The organism is Stenotrophomonas sp. 28608_Sma (assembly GCF_056486185.1).
Window position 1 is genome coordinate 1786937 of sequence record NZ_CM151308.1, and the last position, 18680, is coordinate 1805616.

Sequence of the window (18680 nt, forward strand, 5' to 3'; positions counted from 1 at the left end):
GAAAATCAAATCACTGACCGGCACGACGCACGGCCAACGCGAACCCGTAGCCGCCGCGGCGGTAGTCGTAGACGCTGCCGTAGCCGAAATTGACGAACCACGCGGACGCCGAGGACCAGGCGGCCGGGGTGCTGGTCCAGTGCCAGCGGGGCAGCACGCCGGGGAACAGCGAGGTATCGATGGCCGGCTCATGGCGGGTGTCATCGACCAGGGCGGCAAGTTCTGCGCGGGTCGGCATTCCCCAGTCGTCGTAGCCCAGCAGTCGCAGCTCGCTGCAAGCCTTCTCGCAGTCGGCCTGGCTCATCGGGTCGCCGTCGCTGTCTCCGATGGACTTGATCGCCCACATGAGGCCGGTGGCGTGGTCGATCACCGCGACGTGGTCGGTGCGCGGGTCGCTGCCGTCGGCGCTATCACCGTTGGCAAAGAGCTTGGTATGTCCCGTTGCCTCTTGGCGCTGGATGAATTCGCTGGCGGCGAGATCGCTCAGGCGGCTAGGCTGGATGGTTTCGTTGGAGATGGAGATCTCCGCGTTACCCGTGGTACGGATGGTGATGGCGTTCATTGGGTTTTCCTTGATGGATGTCGCGTTGAAGTGCGGCTATCAGGCCGCGTGGTGCTTGGTGTGATGTGCCTGCTTGGGGGTGGATAGTTCGCGCTTGTTGAGCGCTTCGATTGCCAGGGGCCGCACGAACCAGGCCGCAAGGCCGTCCTCGGTCTCGCCCAGCCACGCGAGTCGCCAGTCCTCGCCAGGTGCCTCCGGGTTCCAGTCGTGCAGTTCCTGTGCGGCGTTGTAGACACCAGATCCGATGCTTTCTTCGGAAGGCTCTCCCTCGATCACGACCAGGTCGAAGCCCTGGGCAAGGAACAGCGGCCGCAGTGATACCTCGCGACCGTCAGCCCACACGGGCACGTCGGGGTGGCACAGAATCTCGCCGTCGGCATTGCGCGCTGGGAGGCGACTCGGGTGGTACAGGCCGCGCCACGGGTCGGCTGGATCGATCATGGTGCGGGTCTGATTCCTGACCAGCTCCAGCAGCTCAGTCGCCTGCGCCAGTCGGGCACGGGTGGTATCGCAGAGCGGCGTGTCGCCGTCCTGCAGGCTGCAACGCAGCGTCGAGACATACGCGGCTACGGGGGCTTCGAACACGCGCAGATCCTGCAAGCGCGGGAGGCGGTGGTGCAGATCACGCAGCGCGTTCTGGGCCTGGGCGAGAGTGATGGCCTTCGCTTGGTTAGGCAGCCACACGGCCTCGACCGCGATCGCGTTGATCGTGTTGAATGCGTCGCGCAGGACGGGGCAGTTTGTCGGCAAAGCCGTGGTGTTTGCGGTCATTGGCGGGCCTGATCGAATTGGGTGAAGGTGTTGACGAAGGCACCGGCGAGCGGTGCATTGCAGACGGCATGCGCTTCGTCGGTAGGGCGACAGGGAAACGGCGGCGTGCGTCGGTACCGGCAGTTGGGGTCGTTGGCGTACTTGCCGTCCTTGAGCCGAATCACCTGGTACTCGGGGAACGCCTCATCAGGCAGCGTCTGACGCGCCTCCTGCATCAGCGCTACGAAGCGAGCCTGCCACTCGACCGGCATCGACTGCAGGGTGCGTCGCGGCACCACGTGGTAGGCCGCGCGACTGAGGCCGAAGGCGTGCCATGCCGGGCCATCGGAGTAGGTACTGCCGGGCCTGCCGGGTTCTGTGACGGTTGCCGGGTGCGATTCGCTCATGCGCGCGCCGCCGCCAGCAGTTCGCGCATTGCGCATCCGTGATGAAGAACGCGCGACGTGACGTGCGCGATCGCATCTGCATTGTTGGTTAGGACGAGCGTGTCGTGGAGCGGATACGCGGTGTGGCCATCCCAATCGTCCAATACGTCCTTCATGCCGAAGTGCTCGCGCAGCTCCTGCGCGTTGGTGGTTTTGCCGCAGCGTTGCGGCTCGTAGATGACAACAGAACGGTTCATGCGGCGATTCCTCGCGTGCGGCGCGTAGCGCGGTGGTTGGGGGAGATCGAACGAACGCGCACGCCCTGGCGGTCGAGCCAGCGATGCGCGGCCTGTGCGGCAAGTCGGTTGAGGGAAAACGTGACGCCGCCGAGGGTGAGCGAGTGGTGCGATACCCCCACGCTCCGGCTGGCGCTGGCGGCGACCTTCAGGAGCGACTCGCGTGGCGCAGCGGTGTAGAGGCCGGCCCATAGCCAGCCTTGGCACACCATCAGCACGAGCGACTCGCCCTGGTGACCGGTGGCGAACTGCTGCTCCACTGGCAGGACGGGCTGCATGCTCATGCCGTGAGCGCCAGGTCGCGTGCCTTGGCGATCTCTGCCTCGGCGGCGGCGATGCCGGTGGCGGTCAAGGTCGCCTTGCGCGGCAGCTGCGGGTCGTCGTACCGGATCAGCACGCGCTCATCCAGCCAGTTCATGACGCGGCGGGTGAAGACCCTCTCCGGTCGGTTCGTGGGCGCGAAACCGGCGCGGGTGCGGTGCAGTGCGTGGTCCGAAGCGGCATGCGCTGCCAGCAGCGCGGCGCGTTCTTTCGGCTTGAGTGCGGCGGTCATGGCGTGTCTCCTGGTCAGGCTGCGATGGAGGTGGAAGGGGCGGCTGAGGCGAGTTCGGCCAGCACTTCGCCGCGGTGGCGGGCGAGGTGGGAGATCGGAATGCGGTAGTGGGCCAAGGTGCTGTCGGTCCAGCGCAGCTCGGCCAACGCGGCACGGTCGCAGGGAACCGGCCGGGTCGCGATGCCGCAGCGGTGGCACTCGATGTGGACCAGGTCGGGGCAAGCCGTCCCCAGGCGATGGCCGGTGGGGGCGCCGCTGGTGGTGACGATCTGCGGGCGGTGGCCGTGGCCGCAGGAGGGAACCGATGCAGGCAGCGGGCGGGAGGTCTGGCGCATGGTCAGCCCCTCACCGAACTGCTGGTTGCCCAGCGGGCCTTGGCCGCATTGCGGTCGGCGTGGGCGCCGTGGATCTCGGCGATGCGCAGCGGCACGACAACGGCAGCCAGAAGTGCAACTGCTAGCCAGGCGATGCGGAGGCGGCGGCTCATTGCGTCGCTCCGTCGGTGCTGGACTGAGAAGATGCGAGGAGCAGGCGGTTCAACAGGTTGAGCCACTTGTTGAGGCCCTCGGCTTCCTTCTCGGGCACCCAGAAAATGGTGCTCTCCGCTTTAAGCAATAGATGGCCGCGGCTGTCCCTCCGAATGCCCATCAGGCGGTCCGGTAGAAGGGTGAGCTGGGTCAATGTGGCGCCATCAATGCCGCGCGCTTTCTGTCGGGCGGTCGCATTGCGGCGGAGGGCCAGCGAGAACTGACGCTCGCCCTGGTCATATGTGATCGTCAGGGTGCACGCGCCGGTCATGTGTACTTCGTGTACCTGTTCCCGTTCGCCCACAAATGCGCAGCGCGTCATGCCCGCACCTCGGCCGACAGGTCCCGCGAGAAGGCTTCTAGGCGGAGGCTGGCGACGCCCATGCGCCGGGAGCGGCGCAGCTGGTTGCGGCTGTGCTCGCCCTTGCTGCGAACCCACAGGGTTCGGGCGGTGCTGTGATCGCGTGCTGCCACGGCCCGCAGGGCCTTCACGGCCAACAACGGCAGCAGGCAGGGGCTTGGATCGGCGTAGCGATGAGACATGGCGCGCTCCTGTTCGAAGGAGGGCGCCGGCGGGTCCAGTGGCCGAGGGGGCGGCTACTGCCGGTCAGGGGAAGGACCGGCAGGTGGCGACCCGCCGGTCGCCCGCCGGTCATTGGCCGGCGAGACAATTTATCCCACAGCTAAATCATCATTGCAATAGCTGGCGGCTAAATTTTCCGTCTGGTGCTGAAAAAGGGATGGGCACGCCCGATAATTCCCAGGCATACAGGGGCCAGGGAGGCTGCGATGTTGAGCAGGTTGGTGGTGCTAGGGGTTGCGCTTGCAGTTTCGCCTTGGGTTTCGGCAGAGGTGTTCAAGTGCAAGGGGGCAAACGGGGAGACGGTCTACTCGCAAGCCCCTTGTTCAGCAGGCGCAGCGCCGATGAAGCTGCGTTCTAACCGAGCTTCCACGGAAAGTTCGGGCGAGGCTGCCAATCGCGCGGCGGTGTATCAAACGACAGAGCTTGCGGATGCCGGCATAGCCGAACGCAACTGCCTGTCTTCGGAGCAAAGCAGGATCTACGGCCCGGTCAACGCGCGGGGGCGGGATATGTCACGCCAGATTTCTGCTCTAAACCGCGAACTGGCCACCGCAATGAATAACCTTGCAGGCGCCACGTACGCGTCTGGGATACGGTCTCAGATTGCGAGCCTGCAGCAGGCCCAGACAGCGGAAAGGATTTCGGCTGACAGCCAGATGGCCGAAGCCAGGAGGCGGTGTGGCGAAGCTCGTAGTGAGCGTGAGCGCGCCACGCGGGAAAAGTACTCTGGTACCGGCACGCCATAGGAGTGGGCGCCTAGCGCGCCCACTTGCCTTGGTTCAGATCCAGGTGTCCTGTATGGAAACGTCTCTGATGAAGCCAGCTTCATCCAATGGCACGCCATCCATGCAGCACTCCCTGGCGGCTTCCATTTCCCGATGCAGACGCACTAATGCATCGTTTTCAAGGCAGTCGATTCCTGGCGTGTTGAACGTTGCCTGATCGATCAAGCAGCCGAGGTTGTAGTGATCGCGGAGCCAGCGGATACGACGGAGTATGCAGTCTCGCGTTACGTTATCGACGGTTGATGGCCTAGGGGCTTCTACCAAGCGCAGCTTCGGCTTTTGCCCATCACGCCTTACGACGCGCTGGGCGATCACCAGGGCCAATGCTTCGAGTGTCCCGGCGGCCGGGGGTTCCTTCTTCTGGTTCTCCATCCTTCTCCCTGAGCCTTTGCGCAAGAGCCTTGCTGAAGTCGATCAGGTTATCGGGTGTTACCGTCGCCTCACCTCGGTGATAGAGGTACTCGTAGGCATAAGCCAGTGGCGTACCGTCTTCTTCATTGCTGAAGTCCTCAATCCCGAGGTTGGCGAACGTGAGCCTCACGAGCCTGATCGCGGAGGCGATGATCTCAGGGTCGATTCGCAGATCCTGAGAACCGGCAGCAGCCGCACCTGCAGCAGCGTCGTCGGACCTTGGTTGGTCCAGCCAGCCATGTGATAACCCGGCTGCGCGCTCGATCTTGCGCGCGGCGTCATCCCCTAATTTCTTCCCGCTCAGAAGCTGGTTGAGGTAGGAGGGAGCCATATCCAGATGGATGGCGATCGCCTTCTGCGTCCCCAGTTGGGGTTTGAGTGTGGCGACCAGGGCCTGAAGGTTGATGTGTCTGGCGGTAATGGCATCCATACCGGAAGCGTAGCTAGTAGCTAAACACTGTTGTTTCGCCAGTAGGTTGACAACGCGATATAGCTGCGGGCTAAATACAACCCCTATGGACCTACTCACCTTCATTTCGGATCCCGAACGTAAGCGGCGCCTCGCTGCCATGACCGGCAGTTCTGAGGGCTACCTGTGGCAGTGCGCAACTGGATGGAGGAACAAGAAGCCCAGTCCGACCCTGGCGCGAAAGATTCAGCTGGCGTCGGTTGAGATCGGCAGTTCGTTGGGATGCGAGCCGCTGGCACTGGCAGCAATCCGCCCTGACATCTGGCCGGCTGAAACGGTATGAAGTCGCCGGCCTGCAGGAGCCAGGCTCGCCGGTGCGAACAGCACCGCGACCACGCCGCCGCAACCCGAAGCGGCGGCGTACGTGCGGATCGCGGTGAAGCGCATGCGCTGCGGAAAGCTGATGATCTCTGTCATGGCGCCAATGTTGCAGCACCTGCAACCAGCCTTCCCACGATGATCAATGGCGTATTTCAGGGGGAAGCATGACCTGCCTCCGCTCTGACCTGTACTGGCGGGATGCCCTGCATAACGCAGTGGCACGCGCCCCTGGCGGGCTGCAGGATGCGGCAGCGCACATCAGCAAGCGCCGTGGCAAGTCGATATCGGCGGAGACGCTTCGGAAGAAGCTTCGGGGCATCGATGGTGAGTCGGTTTCTATGGAGATGGCAGAGATCCTGACGGACTACCTGCAGTTGTTCGTCGGTACGCAGGAGATTGCCACTGACTGGGTGTGCTCCCTCGCAGGCCAATACGACCTGATGGTCGATTACGTGCCGCCGCCGCCCAAGGGGGGCTGGCCTGATGAGCTGGCCGCGATCCGGGCAAAGCTGCTGGAGCTGCACAAGCTGACAGGGGCATTGGCTGGTGCGGGCATCGATGCTCTGGCCGACCAGCGGCTGACCGTCCCTGAGGCGGATCGGTTTCAGGATCTTTCGCGCGAGGTGCGCAGGCTCTGCTACCGCTTGGAGCGCAACGCGTTCCGTGCGGCAGCGCGGCAGGGTTTGGAGGACTGACGTGCCAAACCACCACGCCCATCGATCCAGGCATCGACGGCGTGGTCAAGCCAGCGCATCTGCGCGGCATGCCATGGAACTCGCAGCACTCGCGCGAACTGACGCGGTGCCGGGACTGATAGGCGATGAGGCATTGGCAGAGCGCGAGCGCATCCGCCAGCGACAAGAGCAGCAAGACAACCGGCAGCACTGCCTGCCTTTGGGGAACCCTGATGTACCACGCAAGCATTGATTCGGCCCCATCCCCCCGGGTGGCTTGTGAAAGGCCACGTGCTGGCCGCGCTACTGAATCCGCTCAGGCATTGAGAGGCATTCTTGATACCAGCGATGGGTCCTCCCTGGACCTGACGAACGCGGGTATTCAGACGCGCATTTCCTGGGTAGATAGCGGCTCGGGAAACTACTGAATGTCTGAGAACTATGGGGATGTGCTGCAGCAGCTGCAGTCCGCTGGCCTGCTGATCACCGAACTGGACACCACCGGACGCATGGTCCGTTGTCGCGTCGAGGGCTCACGCGAGCGCCGCGGCTGGTACGCGCTCCACGAACTGAACACCTCGGCTGGCGAAGTGCTGGTCGTCGGCACATACGGCGTCTGGCACGGCAACGAGAACGGCGCAACGAAGGTCGATCTGCGCAAGCGCGACAAGACCTTCTCCGATGAACAGCGCGAAGCGCTGCGCAATCGGCTGGCCGAGGACCGCCGCCGTGCGGAATCTGCCCGTCAGACCCAAGCGAAGCGGGCTGCAGAGCGGGCGTCGTCCGCCTGGGCCAAGGCCAATGCAGTTGGCGAGGCTGATTACCTGGTCAGCAAGGGCGTGCAGGGCTTCGGCCTGCGCTATGGCACCACGGGCGCAGCACTTGTGCCGCTGCTGGACGTGAACGGCCAGGTGCATGGCCTGCAGGTGCTGCGCAGCGCCAAGCTTGCCGCAGCAGGGCGCAAGCCAGCCAAGGAGTATTGGCCGGCAGGCATGGTCAAGAAGGGTCACTTCCATCTGATCGGAGGAAGTCCTCAGTGGATACTGCTGGTGGCCGAGGGCTATGCCACGGCGGCCACATTGCACATGGCGACGGGCTACCCGGTGGCAGTGGCGTTCGACGCCGGCAACATGCTGGCCGTCGCCTCGGCCCTGGCGAAGCGCTATCGCGGCATCAAGATGCTGCTGTGTGCTGATGACGACGTGCTGCAGAAGTGCCGGCACTGCAAGAGCCGCCTGGTGCTGGCCGACCATCCGCAGTTCTGCCCATCGTGCGCGCAGCCGCATGGCGCGTCGAATGCCGGCCTACTCGGTGCCGAGGCTGCAGCGCTGGACGTGGGCGGAGCGGTGCTGCACCCGGTCTTCGCCGATGAGTCGGGCAGGCGTGAGCGCTTCATCGACAGTGGCCGCAAGATCAGCGATTTCAACGATCTGCACGCCCAAGAGGGCCTGCACGTCGTACGGTCGCAGGTCGAAGCTCGCCTCACGGAGCTGTCATGGCGGGTGCCTGCCGAAAAACGCGCGCCTTCCATCACCAGCAACGGGGGCGAGGGGAATGATCGCCTGGCACCGATCCACTCGCTGAACGAGTTGCTTGAGCGCTTCGCCTTGGTCTATGGGCAGGGCGGCACGGTGTTCGACCACAAAGAACACATGCTGGTCGCACTGGGCGACATGCGCGATGCCTGCGTGCGCAAGGAATTGCACCGGGCGTGGATGGAGCATTCGGATCGGTCCATCGTGCGGGTACGCGAAGTGGACTTCGACCCCTCGTGCGAGAAGCCAGGGGTGACATGCAACCTTTTTGCCGGTTGGCCGACCGTACCGCAAGAGGGCAACTGCGACCGGCTGCTGCAGCTGCTCTGGCACATGTGCGGCAACGAGGCCAACCAGAAGGCGCTGTACGACTGGGTGGTCAAGTGGCTTGCTTACCCGCTGCAGCATCCTGGCGCCAAGATGAAATCGACCATCGTCATTCATGGTCCGCAGGGCACCGGCAAGAACATGTTCTTCGATGAGTACATGAAGCTCTACGGTGACTATGGGCGCGTGTTGGACCAGGCGGCGCTGGAAGACAAGTTCAATGACTGGGCCAGCCGCAAGCTGTTCCTGCTGGCCGACGAAGTGGTCGCACGCACCGAGGTGTACCACCTGAAGAACAAGCTCAAGGCGTTGATCACGGGCGACCGCATCCGCATCAACCCGAAGAACATTCAGGCCTACGAGGAGGACAACCACGCGAACCTGGTGTTCCTCTCCAACGAGGCGATGCCTGTCGTGCTGGAGGAGGATGACCGGCGTCACGCGGTGATCTGGACGCCGGACAAGCTCAGCCAAGAGTTCTACACCGCGGTGTTGGCCGATATCCGGAATGGCGCCACGGCGGCACTGCACCACTATTTGCTGCAGGTGGATCTGACTGGCTTCACCAATGGCACCAACCCGCCGATGACCCAGGCGAAAGAGGAGCTGATTGGCCTGAGCCAGGATAGCCCGCAACGGTTCTTGGACGAGCTTTACGGCGACGACATCCCCGGGCTCAAGCCCATGCCGGCGCTCTCGAAGGAGTGGTACGAGGTCTATAAGGCCTGGTGTGCGCGAGAGGGCCTGCCGCGCCCGGCGCCGTCACCAAAGTTCATCAACGCGCTGGTGCGCAAGCGCCAGATCACCCATCCCGATCGGGCGCGCAAGCGCTACCAGATCGAGCAGAGCGTGAACGGACCTCACGGCTTCCTGATGCTCGGTAACTGCACCGTGCCTGACGGGAAGACAGAGGCAGCATGGCTGGGAGACCAGGTCGTGTCCTTCCGTCGCATGTTCTCCGACTACAAGGGGCGTGCGTGATCACTACACCCATCAATGTGCGGCGCGTGCGGGATGTGCGGGCCGATGTGCGGGCATTGAATTGCCGTGAATCTCTTGCAGCAGTAGGCGTGTGCGGGATGTGCGGGATTCGGCCTACATGGGCGGGCGCGGGTGAGCGTGATCGTTCCCGCCACAAACGCCTAGCAGGCACTCGCGTGTATATGGGGTCCCGCACATCCCGCACGTGCCGCACACGCCTACTGCCGCAGCGATTCAGTCTCGTCCCGAAGCCGCACAGGTCACCGCACAGCCCGCACATGCTCGCGCGCGCGCATTTTTCCGTTTTAACAATCTTCGAAGGAAATGGAGTAGGGGGTAGCAATGGCTGAGGATGACGTGACGATCACTGGCAAAGAGCTGGCCTCCCTGATCGGCTGCAAGCCGTCCTACGTGGTGGAGCTGAAGAAGAAGGGCAGGGTGGTCGTGGCCGAAGGCGGCAAAGGCTACCTCAAGGCCGCCTCCCTGGCGCTGTATAGCGGTACCGTTGATCCGGCCTACAGTGCTGTCGCTGACCGCCACGCCCAATCACGCGGCTCTGCACTGGTGCAGGAGGGGGGTGGGGATGCCGCGGCTCAGGCAGAGGGGGATTTCGACGTCGACGATGACGACGACGGCGATGACGACCAGGGCGGCAGGCCGCGCCTCGGCCGCCCGCAAACCCTGGATTCCGCGCGCAAGGCCAAGGCGCTGGCTGACAAGGCCGAGACCGACGCGCACATGGCACACATCGCGCTGCAGAAGGAGCTGGGGCTGTTGCTGCCCCGCGCAGACGTGGAGGCGTTCCTCGCTGAGCACGCAACGACGTTCCGGGGTGCGATGGAACGCCTGGCCGACACGCTGGCGCCGCAGCTGGCGGCAACGTTGGATGAGGCCGGGTGCCGCCGGCTGGTCTGGGATGAGGTGAGCCACGCCCTGGAAGAACTGAGCCAGGGCTTCCGCACGTTGGCGGCCAAGGCAGCGGAGGCTGCTGAATGATGGAGGCACAGAGCTGCCTGGCGTCGGTGTTGGCGCGCTCGCTACAGCCGCGGCGGCCCATGAGCGTGTCGCAGTGGTGCGACGAACACATGCGTCTTTCCACGAAGAGCGGCAGCAAGCCCGGGCGCTGGGTCACGGACCGCAACCCGCCACTGCGTGAGCCGATGGACAATATGTCTGCCCGCAGCCCGGTGCACGACCAGGTCTGCATGTTCCCGATCCAGTTCGGCAAGAGCCAGCTGGCGACCAATGCCATGGCCTATTGGATGGACTATGCACCGGGCCCGATGATGTACGCGCTGCCGGGTGAGGTGTCCATGAACAAGTGGATCGCTCAGAAGCTCAACCCGATGATCGAGGTGTGCGCAGCGGTCAAGAAGGCGCTGACCAGCACAGCCAGCCGGGACAGCGCGAACCAGCGCACGTTCAAGGACTTCGCCGGCGGCCAGCTGTTCGTGGAGCACATGGGTAGCCCGCAACGCCTGAAGTCTTCGACGGTGAAGTACCTGCAGGTGGATGAGATCGATGAGGCGCCGCAGCAGCTCTCCACCGGCGACGACCCAGTGAAGATGCTGGACGGCCGCACGTCGTCCTTCCCGACCACCTACAAGCGCCAGTACATCAGCACGCCGGGCATCGCTGGGCTCAGCCGCATCGCCAAGCTGTACGACAAGAGCGACCAGCGCCGGTATCACGTGCCGTGCCCCCACTGCGGCCATTACCAGGCGCTGCAGTGGAGCGGCCTGGTGTGGTCGCCCGACAAGAGCCACGCGTGGTACGCGTGCTGCGAGTGCGGTGTCGCCATCGAGGAACACTTCAAGACCGACATGATCGCCAACGGGCGCTGGGTGGCGGCCAACCCTGATTCGCCGATACGCGGCTACACCATTAATTGCCTGTACTACCAGTTTGGCCTCGGGCCGCGCTGGTTGGACCTGGTGAAGGAGTGGCTGGAGGCGCAGGGTGATCCTGCCTCCCTCAAGACTTTCGTGAATGACCGGCTGGCCGAGACGTGGGAAGACCCGTCGATGCGCGCGGTCAAGCACAACGTGATCAAGGATCGCGCCGAGCCATATGCCCTGCGCTCGGCTCCGCTCGGGGTGCTGGCGATCACAGTGGGTGTCGATACCCAAGATGGCCGCCTGGCGGTCCACACCGTTGGCTGGGGGCGTGGCATGACCGCATGGACGCTGGACTACGTGGAGCTGCAGGGAGATCCGGCCGAGGAAGCAGTGTGGGTTGCGCTGACGGATCTTCTCAATCGCGCCATTGAACGGGTGGACGGTGCTTTGCTACGACCAATGGCGGTCGCCATCGACGCTGGTGGCCACCGCACCGAGGCCGTAAAGAACTACGTCCGTCAGCGACGCATCACCCGACCAATGTGCATCTTTGGTGCTGTACCCAACAACGCTCCTGTGCTGTCCAAGGGCAAGCTGGCTGACGTCACCTGGAAGGGCAAGACTGACAAGCGCGGCATCACCATCAACCACGTGGGGACCGTTGCAGCCAAGCACTACCTCTACAGCCGTCTGTCGGCCGACGCCGAGCGCAAGCCCGAGAATCGCATGGTCCACCTCAGTGACCAGCTGCCCGAGGAGTTCTTCCCGGGCCTGGTGTCGGAGGTCTACAACCCAGTCAAGAATAGATTTGAGAAGAAGGTGACCCGAAACGAGCCGTTGGACACATGGGTGTATGCCTACGCGGCGACCCATCACCCAGAGGTCCGTATCAACCGCTTCACGCGTTCCGATTGGGACCTTCTGGAACAACGGCTGGCTGCGCCGCCAAGCGAGAGCGTTTCACGCGAAACTCCATCTGCTGCGTCGGAGGCCGACGCTCCCACTGATTCCCGTGAAACATCGAGTGTGCCTCGCCGGCAACGGCCTGCGCAGCCTCGCGGCATGGGGAGGCAGTGGTGAGCAGGAACACAGTCCGAAACAAGGTGCGAATCAGTGAGCTGACGGAGGAACTCGCGGTCGGCGCCGCGCTGCGCCTGCGATGTGACAGCGACGATATACGCAGCGTTGTGGAGGCCGTGGTGGCCTATCTTGTCGAGGAGTACCCAGCCCAGGATCTGTACATCCCCGCCAGCATGCAAAGCAGTGCCTACCCTGTGGATGAGATCCGGAAAGGAATGCAGGAACAGGAGTCAGTACGGTCGCTGTGTAGGAGGTTCAGGATCGACAGGCGGACGCTGTACCGCTTGCTTGATGAGCCTTGCGCCAATGAGTAGGGGGTGCGGGTGAGTTCCCCGAGACTCACCCGCACTTGATCAGGAAACTGGCATCCATGATCTCGCGGATGCCTCACTGATGAGCTGGACTAAAGACGATGTGCAGAGGCTGAAGGCCGCCATCGCCAGCGGCCAGTTGTCCGTTCGGCATGGTGATCGTCAGATCACGTATCAGTCCGTCGAAGCAATGTTGACCGCATTGGACCGCATGGAAGCTGAGGTTGCCGCCACGACGGCTGGACGACGGAAGTCGGCCACGCGCCGTTACCGCTTCACGACGCTGAGGGGCTTCTGACATGGCGGCCTCGCTGCTGGACAGGGTCATCGGCGCCATTTCTCCGCAGGCAGCCCTGAAGCGTCACCGCGCCAGGGCGACGCTGGAGGCGGTACGTGCCTACGAGGGCGCCTCGCGCACTGACGGTTGGCGTGTTCGTAGGGCGGGGGCCAGCGCGAACACCGATCACCTGGCGGATGCCCGCGAGCTGCGCAACCGCGCTCGGGCACTGGTGCAGAACGTTCCGTACTGCGCGCGGTCCCTCCAGGTGCTGGTCAGCGCAACGATCGGGACTGGCATTACTCCCAAGGCCGAAGGGCCGAACGCTCCGGCGCTGGACACCCTATGGGGCCGCTGGGCCGACGTGGCGGACGCGGATGGAAAGTCGGACATCTACGGCCTCATGGCTACTGCGTATCGCGCGATGGAGCAGGACGGTGAAAGCATGATTCGCCGCCGCACCAGGCGTCAGTCGGACGGTCTCGCGGTTCCGCTGCAGCTTCAGGTACTGGAGATCGACTGGCTGGACGGGAACAAGAACGGGTCTGCGTCGGGCGGTGGTCAGATCATCAACGGCATTGAGTACGACGCGATCGGTCGGATTCGCGGCTACTGGTTGTTCGGAGCGCATCCCGGTGAGGCTGTGCGCGGCTCTGTACGCTTGAGCAGTTCGTTGGTGCCGGCATCCGACATCATCCACCTCTACAACCCCGTCCGCCCCGGGCAGGGACGCGGCATTACGCGCTTCGCCCCGGTGATCGCGCGAGTGCGCGACCTGATGCTGTACGAAGACGCCGAGCTGGCGCGGAAGAACCTGGAAGCGCGGCTTGGCGTTATCGTCAGTGGCGACATCGACTCGATGTCCAACGCGGACGATGACGGCCCTTCGCAGCTCGGCTCAGATCGCGACCAGGTCACCGACCTTGGGCCACTGCCCAGCGGTGGCGTCACCCACATCACTGGTGCCACCGCCTTCCAGACTGTCGAGCCAAAGCCGGCAGGGGGATACGTCGAATACTGCAAGTTTAACGCGCACCTCATCACTGCTGGCATCGGTGTCCCCTACGAGTCGGCCACCGGTGATATGCGTGAGGTGAACTTTTCCAGTGCCCGCATCCGGCAGATGGAGTTCCGTCGTGATTGCGAGCAGATGCAGTGGCTGGTGCTCGTCCCGCAGATGTGTAAGCCGATCTGGCGCTGGTTTGACGAAGCAGCTGCGCTTGGCGGTGGGGTGCGTTCCACGGGAAGCACTGCCGACTGGAGCACGCCGCGCTGGGACTACGTCAACCCCAAGCAGGACATCGAATCGGAAATCGCAGCGATGGGCGCCGGCCTCAACTCACCCAGTGAAGCGCTGCGTCGGCGTGGCTACGACCCGGATGCGGTCTACGTCGAGATGGGCAAGGACTTCAAGCGGATGAAAGAGACCGGCGCCCTCGGTCTGATGACTTTCCTTCAATCCAGTGGCGCCCGGACCGGCCTGGTCGACGCCTCACCAACCAACGAGGAATGACCATGCCCCAGCCAATCCAGGCTCCGACGCAGGACGGTACGACACGCCTCATGCCCCCGCAGTTGCGTGAGGCCGAGCTGCAGCCGACCAGCTTCGATAGCGAGGCACGCACGATCGAACTCCAGTGGACCGCCGGTACCCGAGTGCGCCGCTACGACTGGTGGAACGACACGTACTACTGGGAAGAGCTGGTAGTTGATGAGGCTGCCTGCAACATGGAGCGTCTGTCGTCTGGCGCTGCACCGGTCTTGGACAGCCATAACACCTGGGGTATCGGCTCACAGATGGGAGTGGTTGATCGCGCCTGGCTCTCCAATGGCGAAGGCCACGCCCTTATCCGTCTCTCCGGTCGCGAGGAGCTGGCCGGCGTAATCGCCGATATCGGTGCCGGAATCATTCGCAATATCTCGGTTGGTTACACCGTGCAGCGCTATGAGATCGAGCGCGCCGTCAACCCCGGCGATTTGCCGATCTACCGCGCGGTGGAGTGGACGCCGAGCGAGATCAGCTTCGTCACTGTGCCGGCAGACCCGGCAGCAGGTACCCGCAGCAATCAACCCGCACAGGGGACCCCCTGTGTATTCACCCGTAGCGCATCGTCGCAGGAGCACACCATGCCTCAGCCCGCCGCCCGCGCCGCCGAATCGGCGGTCCAGCAGGAACCCATCAACAACACCCCGGCTCCGGCAGCGCCGGCCGCAGCTCAGGCTCCGGAAGGTGACACGCGCGCAGCCGACATCGTGGAGCTGGCAGCCCGCCACGGCCAGACCGAGCATGCAGCTGGCTGGATTCGCGCTGGTCACTCGGTCGACCACGTGCGTGGCCTGATCTTGACCACGCTGGAGCAGCGCGATGCCGCTGCTGGCGGCAACATCAACCGCATCAGCGTCACCGAGGACGAGCAGGATCTGCAGCGCTCCGCTGTGACGCATGCGCTGCTGCACCGAGCCCAGGTGATCGATCCCGCAACCAAGCGCATCTTCGCGCTCACCGGTGACAATCCAGTGCGCGGCCTGACCCTGATGGACCTGGCCCGTCGTAGCCTGGAGCGCTGCGGCGTACGCACCGATGGCATGGCGAAGCTGGAGCTGGTCGGCCGCGCGTTCACGCAGAGCGGCAGTGACTTCCCGGTGCTGCTCGAAAGCACGATGCACAAGGCGCTGCAGGCGGCCTACGCCGTTGCGCCGGACACCTGGTCCCGCTGGTGCGTCACCGGCACCGTCAGTGATTTCCGCGAGCATTCGCGCTACCGCGTGGGCAGCATTGGCAACCTGGACAAGCTGACCGAGGCTGGCGAATTCAAGAACAAGAAGATCCCGGACGGCGAGAAGGCAACCATCACCGCTGGCACCAAGGGCAACACCATCAACCTGACGCGTCAGGCGATCATCAACGACGACCTGGGTGCGTTCCTCGGCTTGGCAACCGCCTTCGGTCGTGCCGCAAAGCGGACCATTGAGGCCGACGCGTATGCGTTCCTCGCCAGCAATCCGAAGCTGGATTCCAACAAGACGCTCTTCCACGCCGACCACGGCAACATCCTGGCGGCAGCAGTGCCGAGCGTCACCTCGGTCGACGCGATGCGCGTCCAGCTGGCCCAGCAGAAGGACGTGGGCGGGAACGATGTGCTGGATCTGTCGCCGGCACTCTGGCTCGGTCCGACCAAGTACGGCAGTGCCGCGCGTGTCACCAACAAGGCCGAGTACGACCCGGACGCTGAAGGAAAGCTGCAGCGCCCGAACGCGGTGCAGGGTCTCTTCCGCGACATCGTCGACACAGCGCGCATCAAGGACGACAAGTGGTACCTGTTCGCCGATCCGAACGACTGTCCGGCCATCGAGGTCGCATTCCTTGATGGGATCACCGAACCCTTCCTGGACTACGAGGAAGGCTTCACCGTCGACGGTGTGCGCTGGAAGGCCCGCCTCGATTTCGGCATTGCCGCCCTCGACTATCGCGGCGTGCAGCGCTGCGGCTGATCCCCAACTGGAGCACTGAGACATGGCACAGAACTTCGTATCCGATGGGGACGTGATCCCCTGGACCAACACCACCGAACAGCAGGTTGCATCGGGTCAGGCGGTTGTCGTCGGTCATCAGCTGGGGGTTGCCCTGGTCAACATCGCCGCCGGCGCGACGGGCAGCGTAGCCCTGGGCGGCGTGTTCACGCTGCCGAAGGTGCCTACGGCGGTCTTCGAGCAGGGTGAAAAACTGGTGTGGAGCGCAAGCGCCAAGGCAGTCGACGGTAGTTCCGCGACCGCCGTGGCCGGCGACATCACCGGTGCGGCGTTTGCCTGGGCTGCCGGTTCCACCGGGCAGACGACCGCCGAAGTCCGCCTTTCGCCCGGCAACGCTACCAAGGCGTAATCGACAGGCCGGCACCGCTCACAGATGCCCGGGTGGCGTGAGCGGTGCCGGTTCTTCCACAGCGACATCGGGGAATCGCATGGGCACCACCAGCACGCCGCGCGGCGTACGCAACAACAATCCTGGCAACATCGACCGCACCAGCACGCCGTGGCAGGGTGAGGATCGGTCCGCCGCAGCCATCGCGCGCGAGCAGCGCTTCTGCGTGTTTCTGACCCCGCAGGCCGGGTTCCGCGCTCTGGCAAAGACCCTGCTCACGTACCAGCGCAAGCACGGCCTGCGCACGGTGAAGGAGATCATCGGGCGCTGGGCACCACCGGTGGAGAACAACACCGGCGCATACGTGCAGCAGGTTGCAACTGCCGTGGGCGTGTCGCCGTCAGAAGTGATCAGGCTGGACAACTCCGTGACTTTGGGGCGACTCGCGACCGCGATTGCCAAGCACGAGAACGGCGGCATGTACTGGAGCGCGGATGTGGTTGCTGCCGGCATCGCTGAGGCGCTGAAGTGATCGGGGGCGTAGAAGGGGCTGGCGCTCCTTGGTGGCTCGCTGCCAGCGCAGTCGCGCTGTGGCTGCTCCGGGAAACGTGGGGTGCGGTTCTTGCGCGCCGCAAAGAGCGCACCGAAACCGACGCCAACGTAGATCTGCTCAACGGGCTCGTTGAGCGGGTGAAGTCGTTGGAGACCTCCCAGGCGGAGGTGGTCAAGCAGTACAACGAAGAGGTTCGCTTGCGCATGAAGGCGCAAGAGGATGCTCATCGGCTGAGGCTTCGCGTCATCTCGCTGGAGTCCGCGCTGAAGCAGTTGGGAGTGGTTGTCCCTCCCGTCGAGGAGCCTGTGGCATGAATCGGGTGCTTTTGGCGCTGCTGCTTGGCTTGAGCGTCCTGGCCATCTGGCAAAGGGGTTCGCTTGCCCAAGCGCACCGGGCTGCCGACATCGCCTCCGCTGCCCGAGACAGAGCTCGCGATGAGCGTGATGCCGCCGTGACGGCACTGGCCGAGGCGAATGACGTGCTTGCAGCGGAACGCGCAAGCGCTCAAGCAGCCAATCATCTGGCTGCCACATATGAAAAGGAAAAGGACGATGCACAGAAAGCCTCTGATCGCCTTATCGCTGATCTTCGCGCTGGCAACCAGCGCCTGCACCAGCGCTGGCAAGCGACCGTCGCCACCGCCGAGCTGTCCGCAGCCGCCGCTGCCGCCAGCCAGTCTGATGGTCGAGCCGACGACCGAATTGAGAGTGCGGGCCGAGCTGTTGGCGCCGCCGCCCAGTGCGACGCCCAAGTGAGGGGGCTCCAGGCCTATGCGCTGCTGTGTTCGGGAGGTTCTCGATGAGCGAGCTGGATTTCCTGCGTGAAGTGGATGCGACCATCCACGGCGCATTTTCCCTCGCCGGCATGGTCTCGACTGCGAGGGTGACGTCGGAGAAGAGCGGAGCCGTGACCGATGGCGTGCGGGTCTACGTCGACCGCGATGTGGAGACCATCGGTGAGCTGCGCCAGTTCGTTTCCGGGCGCGTGGAAGTCGCATACCTGCGAGCCGATGTCGAGGTTGAGCCGGGCGATCGCATCGAGGTCGCTGGCGAAGTCTTCGTGAACATGAAGAAGCTCAGTGACGACGGCTCCCGCAGCCGGTGGCTGGTGCGTCGTGGTTGAGCGGCCCGAACCCCTGTCCTGGCAGCTGGTCGAGTTCCTCCGCGATCGTGTGCGGTTGATTCGTACCTCTGCCGGCTTCCTTACCGACATCGGCGACGGGTTAATCGTCATTGACGATGATGAGGTGAGCGAGCAGTACTCCGATGCAGCCACTCTCATCTCGGTTCATCAACTCTCACGCAGTGGCGGCGGTAGTGCTCAGGTCAGCTCAGATACCGCGATCACCGTCGAGTTCGAAGTGCCGCGCGGCAGTGGTCAGGAGAACCCTCGGCTTCTGGTACATCGCGCCAGGCATGACCTGATTCGCGCGTTGACCTTCAACACAAAGCTGCTGCCCAAGGGCGTTACCACATTCGAGATTCTCGCAACGCAGATGGAAACCCTGGAAGACGACGCAGGGCATTCCGCCGTCGTCGCTCAGATCACCGCGCGGGCTGGTCTGACCGAGACCTTTGAGCCCGTCCCCAACCCGTAGGAGCA

The 18680-nt window shown here is 64.1% G+C and carries 28 protein-coding genes and 1 pseudogene; 16 read left to right on the forward strand and 13 right to left on the reverse strand.

The annotated features are described in order from the left end of the window. Positions 1–10 precede the first annotated feature (10 nt). The 10 genes from ACZLHH_RS08370 to ACZLHH_RS08415 are packed head-to-tail and all read right to left on the reverse strand — an operon-like array spanning position 11 to position 3617. Positions 11–562, reverse strand: a complete 552-nt coding sequence (locus ACZLHH_RS08370; RefSeq protein ID WP_478478764.1) for an Lcl C-terminal domain-containing protein — start codon at positions 560–562, stop codon at positions 11–13. Between the two features lie 39 nt (positions 563–601). After that, positions 602–1333 (reverse strand): hypothetical protein, encoded by a 732-nt coding sequence (locus ACZLHH_RS08375; RefSeq protein ID WP_197610015.1) that lies wholly within the window; start codon positions 1331–1333, stop codon positions 602–604. Next, complete coding sequence (locus ACZLHH_RS08380) at positions 1330–1719, reverse strand: hypothetical protein (protein WP_197610016.1); 390 nt, start codon at positions 1717–1719, stop codon at positions 1330–1332. The genes ACZLHH_RS08375 and ACZLHH_RS08380 overlap by 4 nt, the downstream gene beginning before the upstream one ends. Continuing rightward, on the reverse strand, positions 1716–1955 hold the full coding sequence (locus tag ACZLHH_RS08385) for a hypothetical protein (protein WP_197610017.1): 240 nt from the start codon (positions 1953–1955) through the stop codon (positions 1716–1718). Before ACZLHH_RS08385 ends, ACZLHH_RS08380 begins: the two co-directional genes overlap by 4 nt. After that, positions 1952–2278 carry a hypothetical protein gene (locus ACZLHH_RS08390; RefSeq protein ID WP_197610018.1) on the reverse strand — a complete coding sequence of 109 codons (327 nt, stop codon included), beginning with the start codon at positions 2276–2278 and terminating at the stop codon, positions 1952–1954. The genes ACZLHH_RS08385 and ACZLHH_RS08390 overlap by 4 nt, the downstream gene beginning before the upstream one ends. Continuing rightward, positions 2275–2547 carry a hypothetical protein gene (locus ACZLHH_RS08395; protein WP_180844958.1) on the reverse strand — a complete coding sequence of 91 codons (273 nt, stop codon included), beginning with the start codon at positions 2545–2547 and terminating at the stop codon, positions 2275–2277. The genes ACZLHH_RS08390 and ACZLHH_RS08395 overlap by 4 nt, the downstream gene beginning before the upstream one ends. A 14-nt stretch (positions 2548–2561) precedes the next feature. After that, positions 2562–2882: a hypothetical protein gene (locus ACZLHH_RS08400; protein ID WP_004152669.1), complete on the reverse strand. Its 321-nt coding sequence runs from the start codon at positions 2880–2882 to the stop codon at positions 2562–2564. 2 nt (positions 2883–2884) lie between these two features. Next, the gene (locus ACZLHH_RS08405; protein ID WP_176698904.1) at positions 2885–3034 is read right to left on the reverse strand and encodes a hypothetical protein; all 150 of its coding nucleotides are present in this window, start codon (positions 3032–3034) and stop codon (positions 2885–2887) included. Next, on the reverse strand, positions 3031–3396 hold the full coding sequence (locus ACZLHH_RS08410) for a hypothetical protein (protein ID WP_197610020.1): 366 nt from the start codon (positions 3394–3396) through the stop codon (positions 3031–3033). The genes ACZLHH_RS08405 and ACZLHH_RS08410 overlap by 4 nt, the downstream gene beginning before the upstream one ends. Then, on the reverse strand, positions 3393–3617 hold the full coding sequence (locus ACZLHH_RS08415) for a hypothetical protein (protein WP_032969469.1): 225 nt from the start codon (positions 3615–3617) through the stop codon (positions 3393–3395). Before ACZLHH_RS08415 ends, ACZLHH_RS08410 begins: the two co-directional genes overlap by 4 nt. 246 nt (positions 3618–3863) lie before the next feature. On the opposite strand from ACZLHH_RS08415, the pseudogene ACZLHH_RS08420 reads away from it, so the two are divergent. Continuing rightward, a pseudogene (locus ACZLHH_RS08420) lies at positions 3864–3992 on the forward strand (DUF4124 domain-containing protein); the annotation flags it as partial. A 6-nt stretch (positions 3993–3998) separates the two neighbouring features. Further along, the gene (locus ACZLHH_RS08425; RefSeq protein ID WP_229298237.1) at positions 3999–4403 is read left to right on the forward strand and encodes a DUF4124 domain-containing protein; all 405 of its coding nucleotides are present in this window, start codon (positions 3999–4001) and stop codon (positions 4401–4403) included. A 33-nt stretch (positions 4404–4436) separates the two neighbouring features. On the opposite strand, the gene ACZLHH_RS08430 is transcribed toward ACZLHH_RS08425, so the two are convergent. The 3 genes from ACZLHH_RS08430 to ACZLHH_RS08440 form a co-directional block, all read right to left on the reverse strand. Beyond that, entirely contained in the window at positions 4437–4757 is a 321-nt protein-coding gene (locus ACZLHH_RS08430; protein ID WP_459056897.1) for a hypothetical protein, read from the reverse strand. Then, the gene (locus tag ACZLHH_RS08435) at positions 4729–5283 is read right to left on the reverse strand and encodes a hypothetical protein (protein ID WP_229298189.1); all 555 of its coding nucleotides are present in this window, start codon (positions 5281–5283) and stop codon (positions 4729–4731) included. The genes ACZLHH_RS08430 and ACZLHH_RS08435 overlap by 29 nt, the downstream gene beginning before the upstream one ends. Positions 5284–5508: 225 nt before the next feature. Next, positions 5509–5739: a hypothetical protein gene (locus ACZLHH_RS08440; protein ID WP_154354674.1), complete on the reverse strand. Its 231-nt coding sequence runs from the start codon at positions 5737–5739 to the stop codon at positions 5509–5511. Positions 5740–5807: 68 nt separating this feature from the next. On the opposite strand from ACZLHH_RS08440, the gene ACZLHH_RS08445 reads away from it, so the two are divergent. The 14 genes from ACZLHH_RS08445 to ACZLHH_RS08510 all read left to right on the forward strand — a co-directional run bounded on the left by ACZLHH_RS08445 (position 5808) and on the right by ACZLHH_RS08510 (position 18675). Continuing rightward, positions 5808–6338, forward strand: a complete 531-nt coding sequence (locus ACZLHH_RS08445; protein WP_134950898.1) for a hypothetical protein — start codon at positions 5808–5810, stop codon at positions 6336–6338. Between the two features lie 569 nt (positions 6339–6907). Beyond that, positions 6908–9160, forward strand: a complete 2253-nt coding sequence (locus ACZLHH_RS08450) for a DUF5906 domain-containing protein (protein WP_478478765.1) — start codon at positions 6908–6910, stop codon at positions 9158–9160. 342 nt (positions 9161–9502) lie between these two features. Then, complete coding sequence (locus ACZLHH_RS08455; protein ID WP_478478766.1) at positions 9503–10156, forward strand: hypothetical protein; 654 nt, start codon at positions 9503–9505, stop codon at positions 10154–10156. 26 nt (positions 10157–10182) lie between these two features. Continuing rightward, positions 10183–12078, forward strand: a complete 1896-nt coding sequence (locus ACZLHH_RS08460; RefSeq protein WP_478478767.1) for a phage terminase large subunit family protein — start codon at positions 10183–10185, stop codon at positions 12076–12078. Continuing rightward, positions 12075–12392, forward strand: coding sequence for a helix-turn-helix domain-containing protein (locus ACZLHH_RS08465; protein WP_197578046.1), 318 nt, complete (start codon positions 12075–12077; stop codon positions 12390–12392). Before ACZLHH_RS08460 ends, ACZLHH_RS08465 begins: the two co-directional genes overlap by 4 nt. A gap of 79 nt (positions 12393–12471) precedes the next feature. Next, a complete protein-coding gene (locus ACZLHH_RS08470) occupies positions 12472–12687 on the forward strand; it encodes a phage head-tail joining protein (RefSeq protein WP_015994693.1) in 216 nt (71 codons plus the stop codon). 1 nt (position 12688) lies between these two features. Then, positions 12689–14179 (forward strand): phage portal protein, encoded by a 1491-nt coding sequence (locus tag ACZLHH_RS08475; protein WP_197610025.1) that lies wholly within the window; start codon positions 12689–12691, stop codon positions 14177–14179. A 50-nt stretch (positions 14180–14229) separates the two neighbouring features. Further along, a complete protein-coding gene (locus ACZLHH_RS08480) occupies positions 14230–16158 on the forward strand; it encodes a prohead protease/major capsid protein fusion protein (protein ID WP_197578045.1) in 1929 nt (642 codons plus the stop codon). A gap of 22 nt (positions 16159–16180) precedes the next feature. Beyond that, entirely contained in the window at positions 16181–16546 is a 366-nt protein-coding gene (locus ACZLHH_RS08485) for a DUF2190 family protein (RefSeq protein ID WP_049442274.1), read from the forward strand. Between the two features lie 79 nt (positions 16547–16625). Further along, positions 16626–17057: a structural protein P5 gene (locus ACZLHH_RS08490; protein WP_197610026.1), complete on the forward strand. Its 432-nt coding sequence runs from the start codon at positions 16626–16628 to the stop codon at positions 17055–17057. Further along, complete coding sequence (locus tag ACZLHH_RS08495; protein WP_049442276.1) at positions 17054–17392, forward strand: hypothetical protein; 339 nt, start codon at positions 17054–17056, stop codon at positions 17390–17392. The genes ACZLHH_RS08490 and ACZLHH_RS08495 overlap by 4 nt, the downstream gene beginning before the upstream one ends. Continuing rightward, positions 17389–17880, forward strand: a complete 492-nt coding sequence (locus tag ACZLHH_RS08500) for a lysis system spanin subunit (protein WP_197610027.1) — start codon at positions 17389–17391, stop codon at positions 17878–17880. Before ACZLHH_RS08495 ends, ACZLHH_RS08500 begins: the two co-directional genes overlap by 4 nt. Further along, positions 17877–18200 (forward strand): head-tail joining protein, encoded by a 324-nt coding sequence (locus ACZLHH_RS08505; RefSeq protein ID WP_197610028.1) that lies wholly within the window; start codon positions 17877–17879, stop codon positions 18198–18200. Before ACZLHH_RS08500 ends, ACZLHH_RS08505 begins: the two co-directional genes overlap by 4 nt. After that, on the forward strand, positions 18157–18675 hold the full coding sequence (locus ACZLHH_RS08510; protein ID WP_459056899.1) for a hypothetical protein: 519 nt from the start codon (positions 18157–18159) through the stop codon (positions 18673–18675). Before ACZLHH_RS08505 ends, ACZLHH_RS08510 begins: the two co-directional genes overlap by 44 nt. Positions 18676–18680 lie beyond the last annotated feature (5 nt).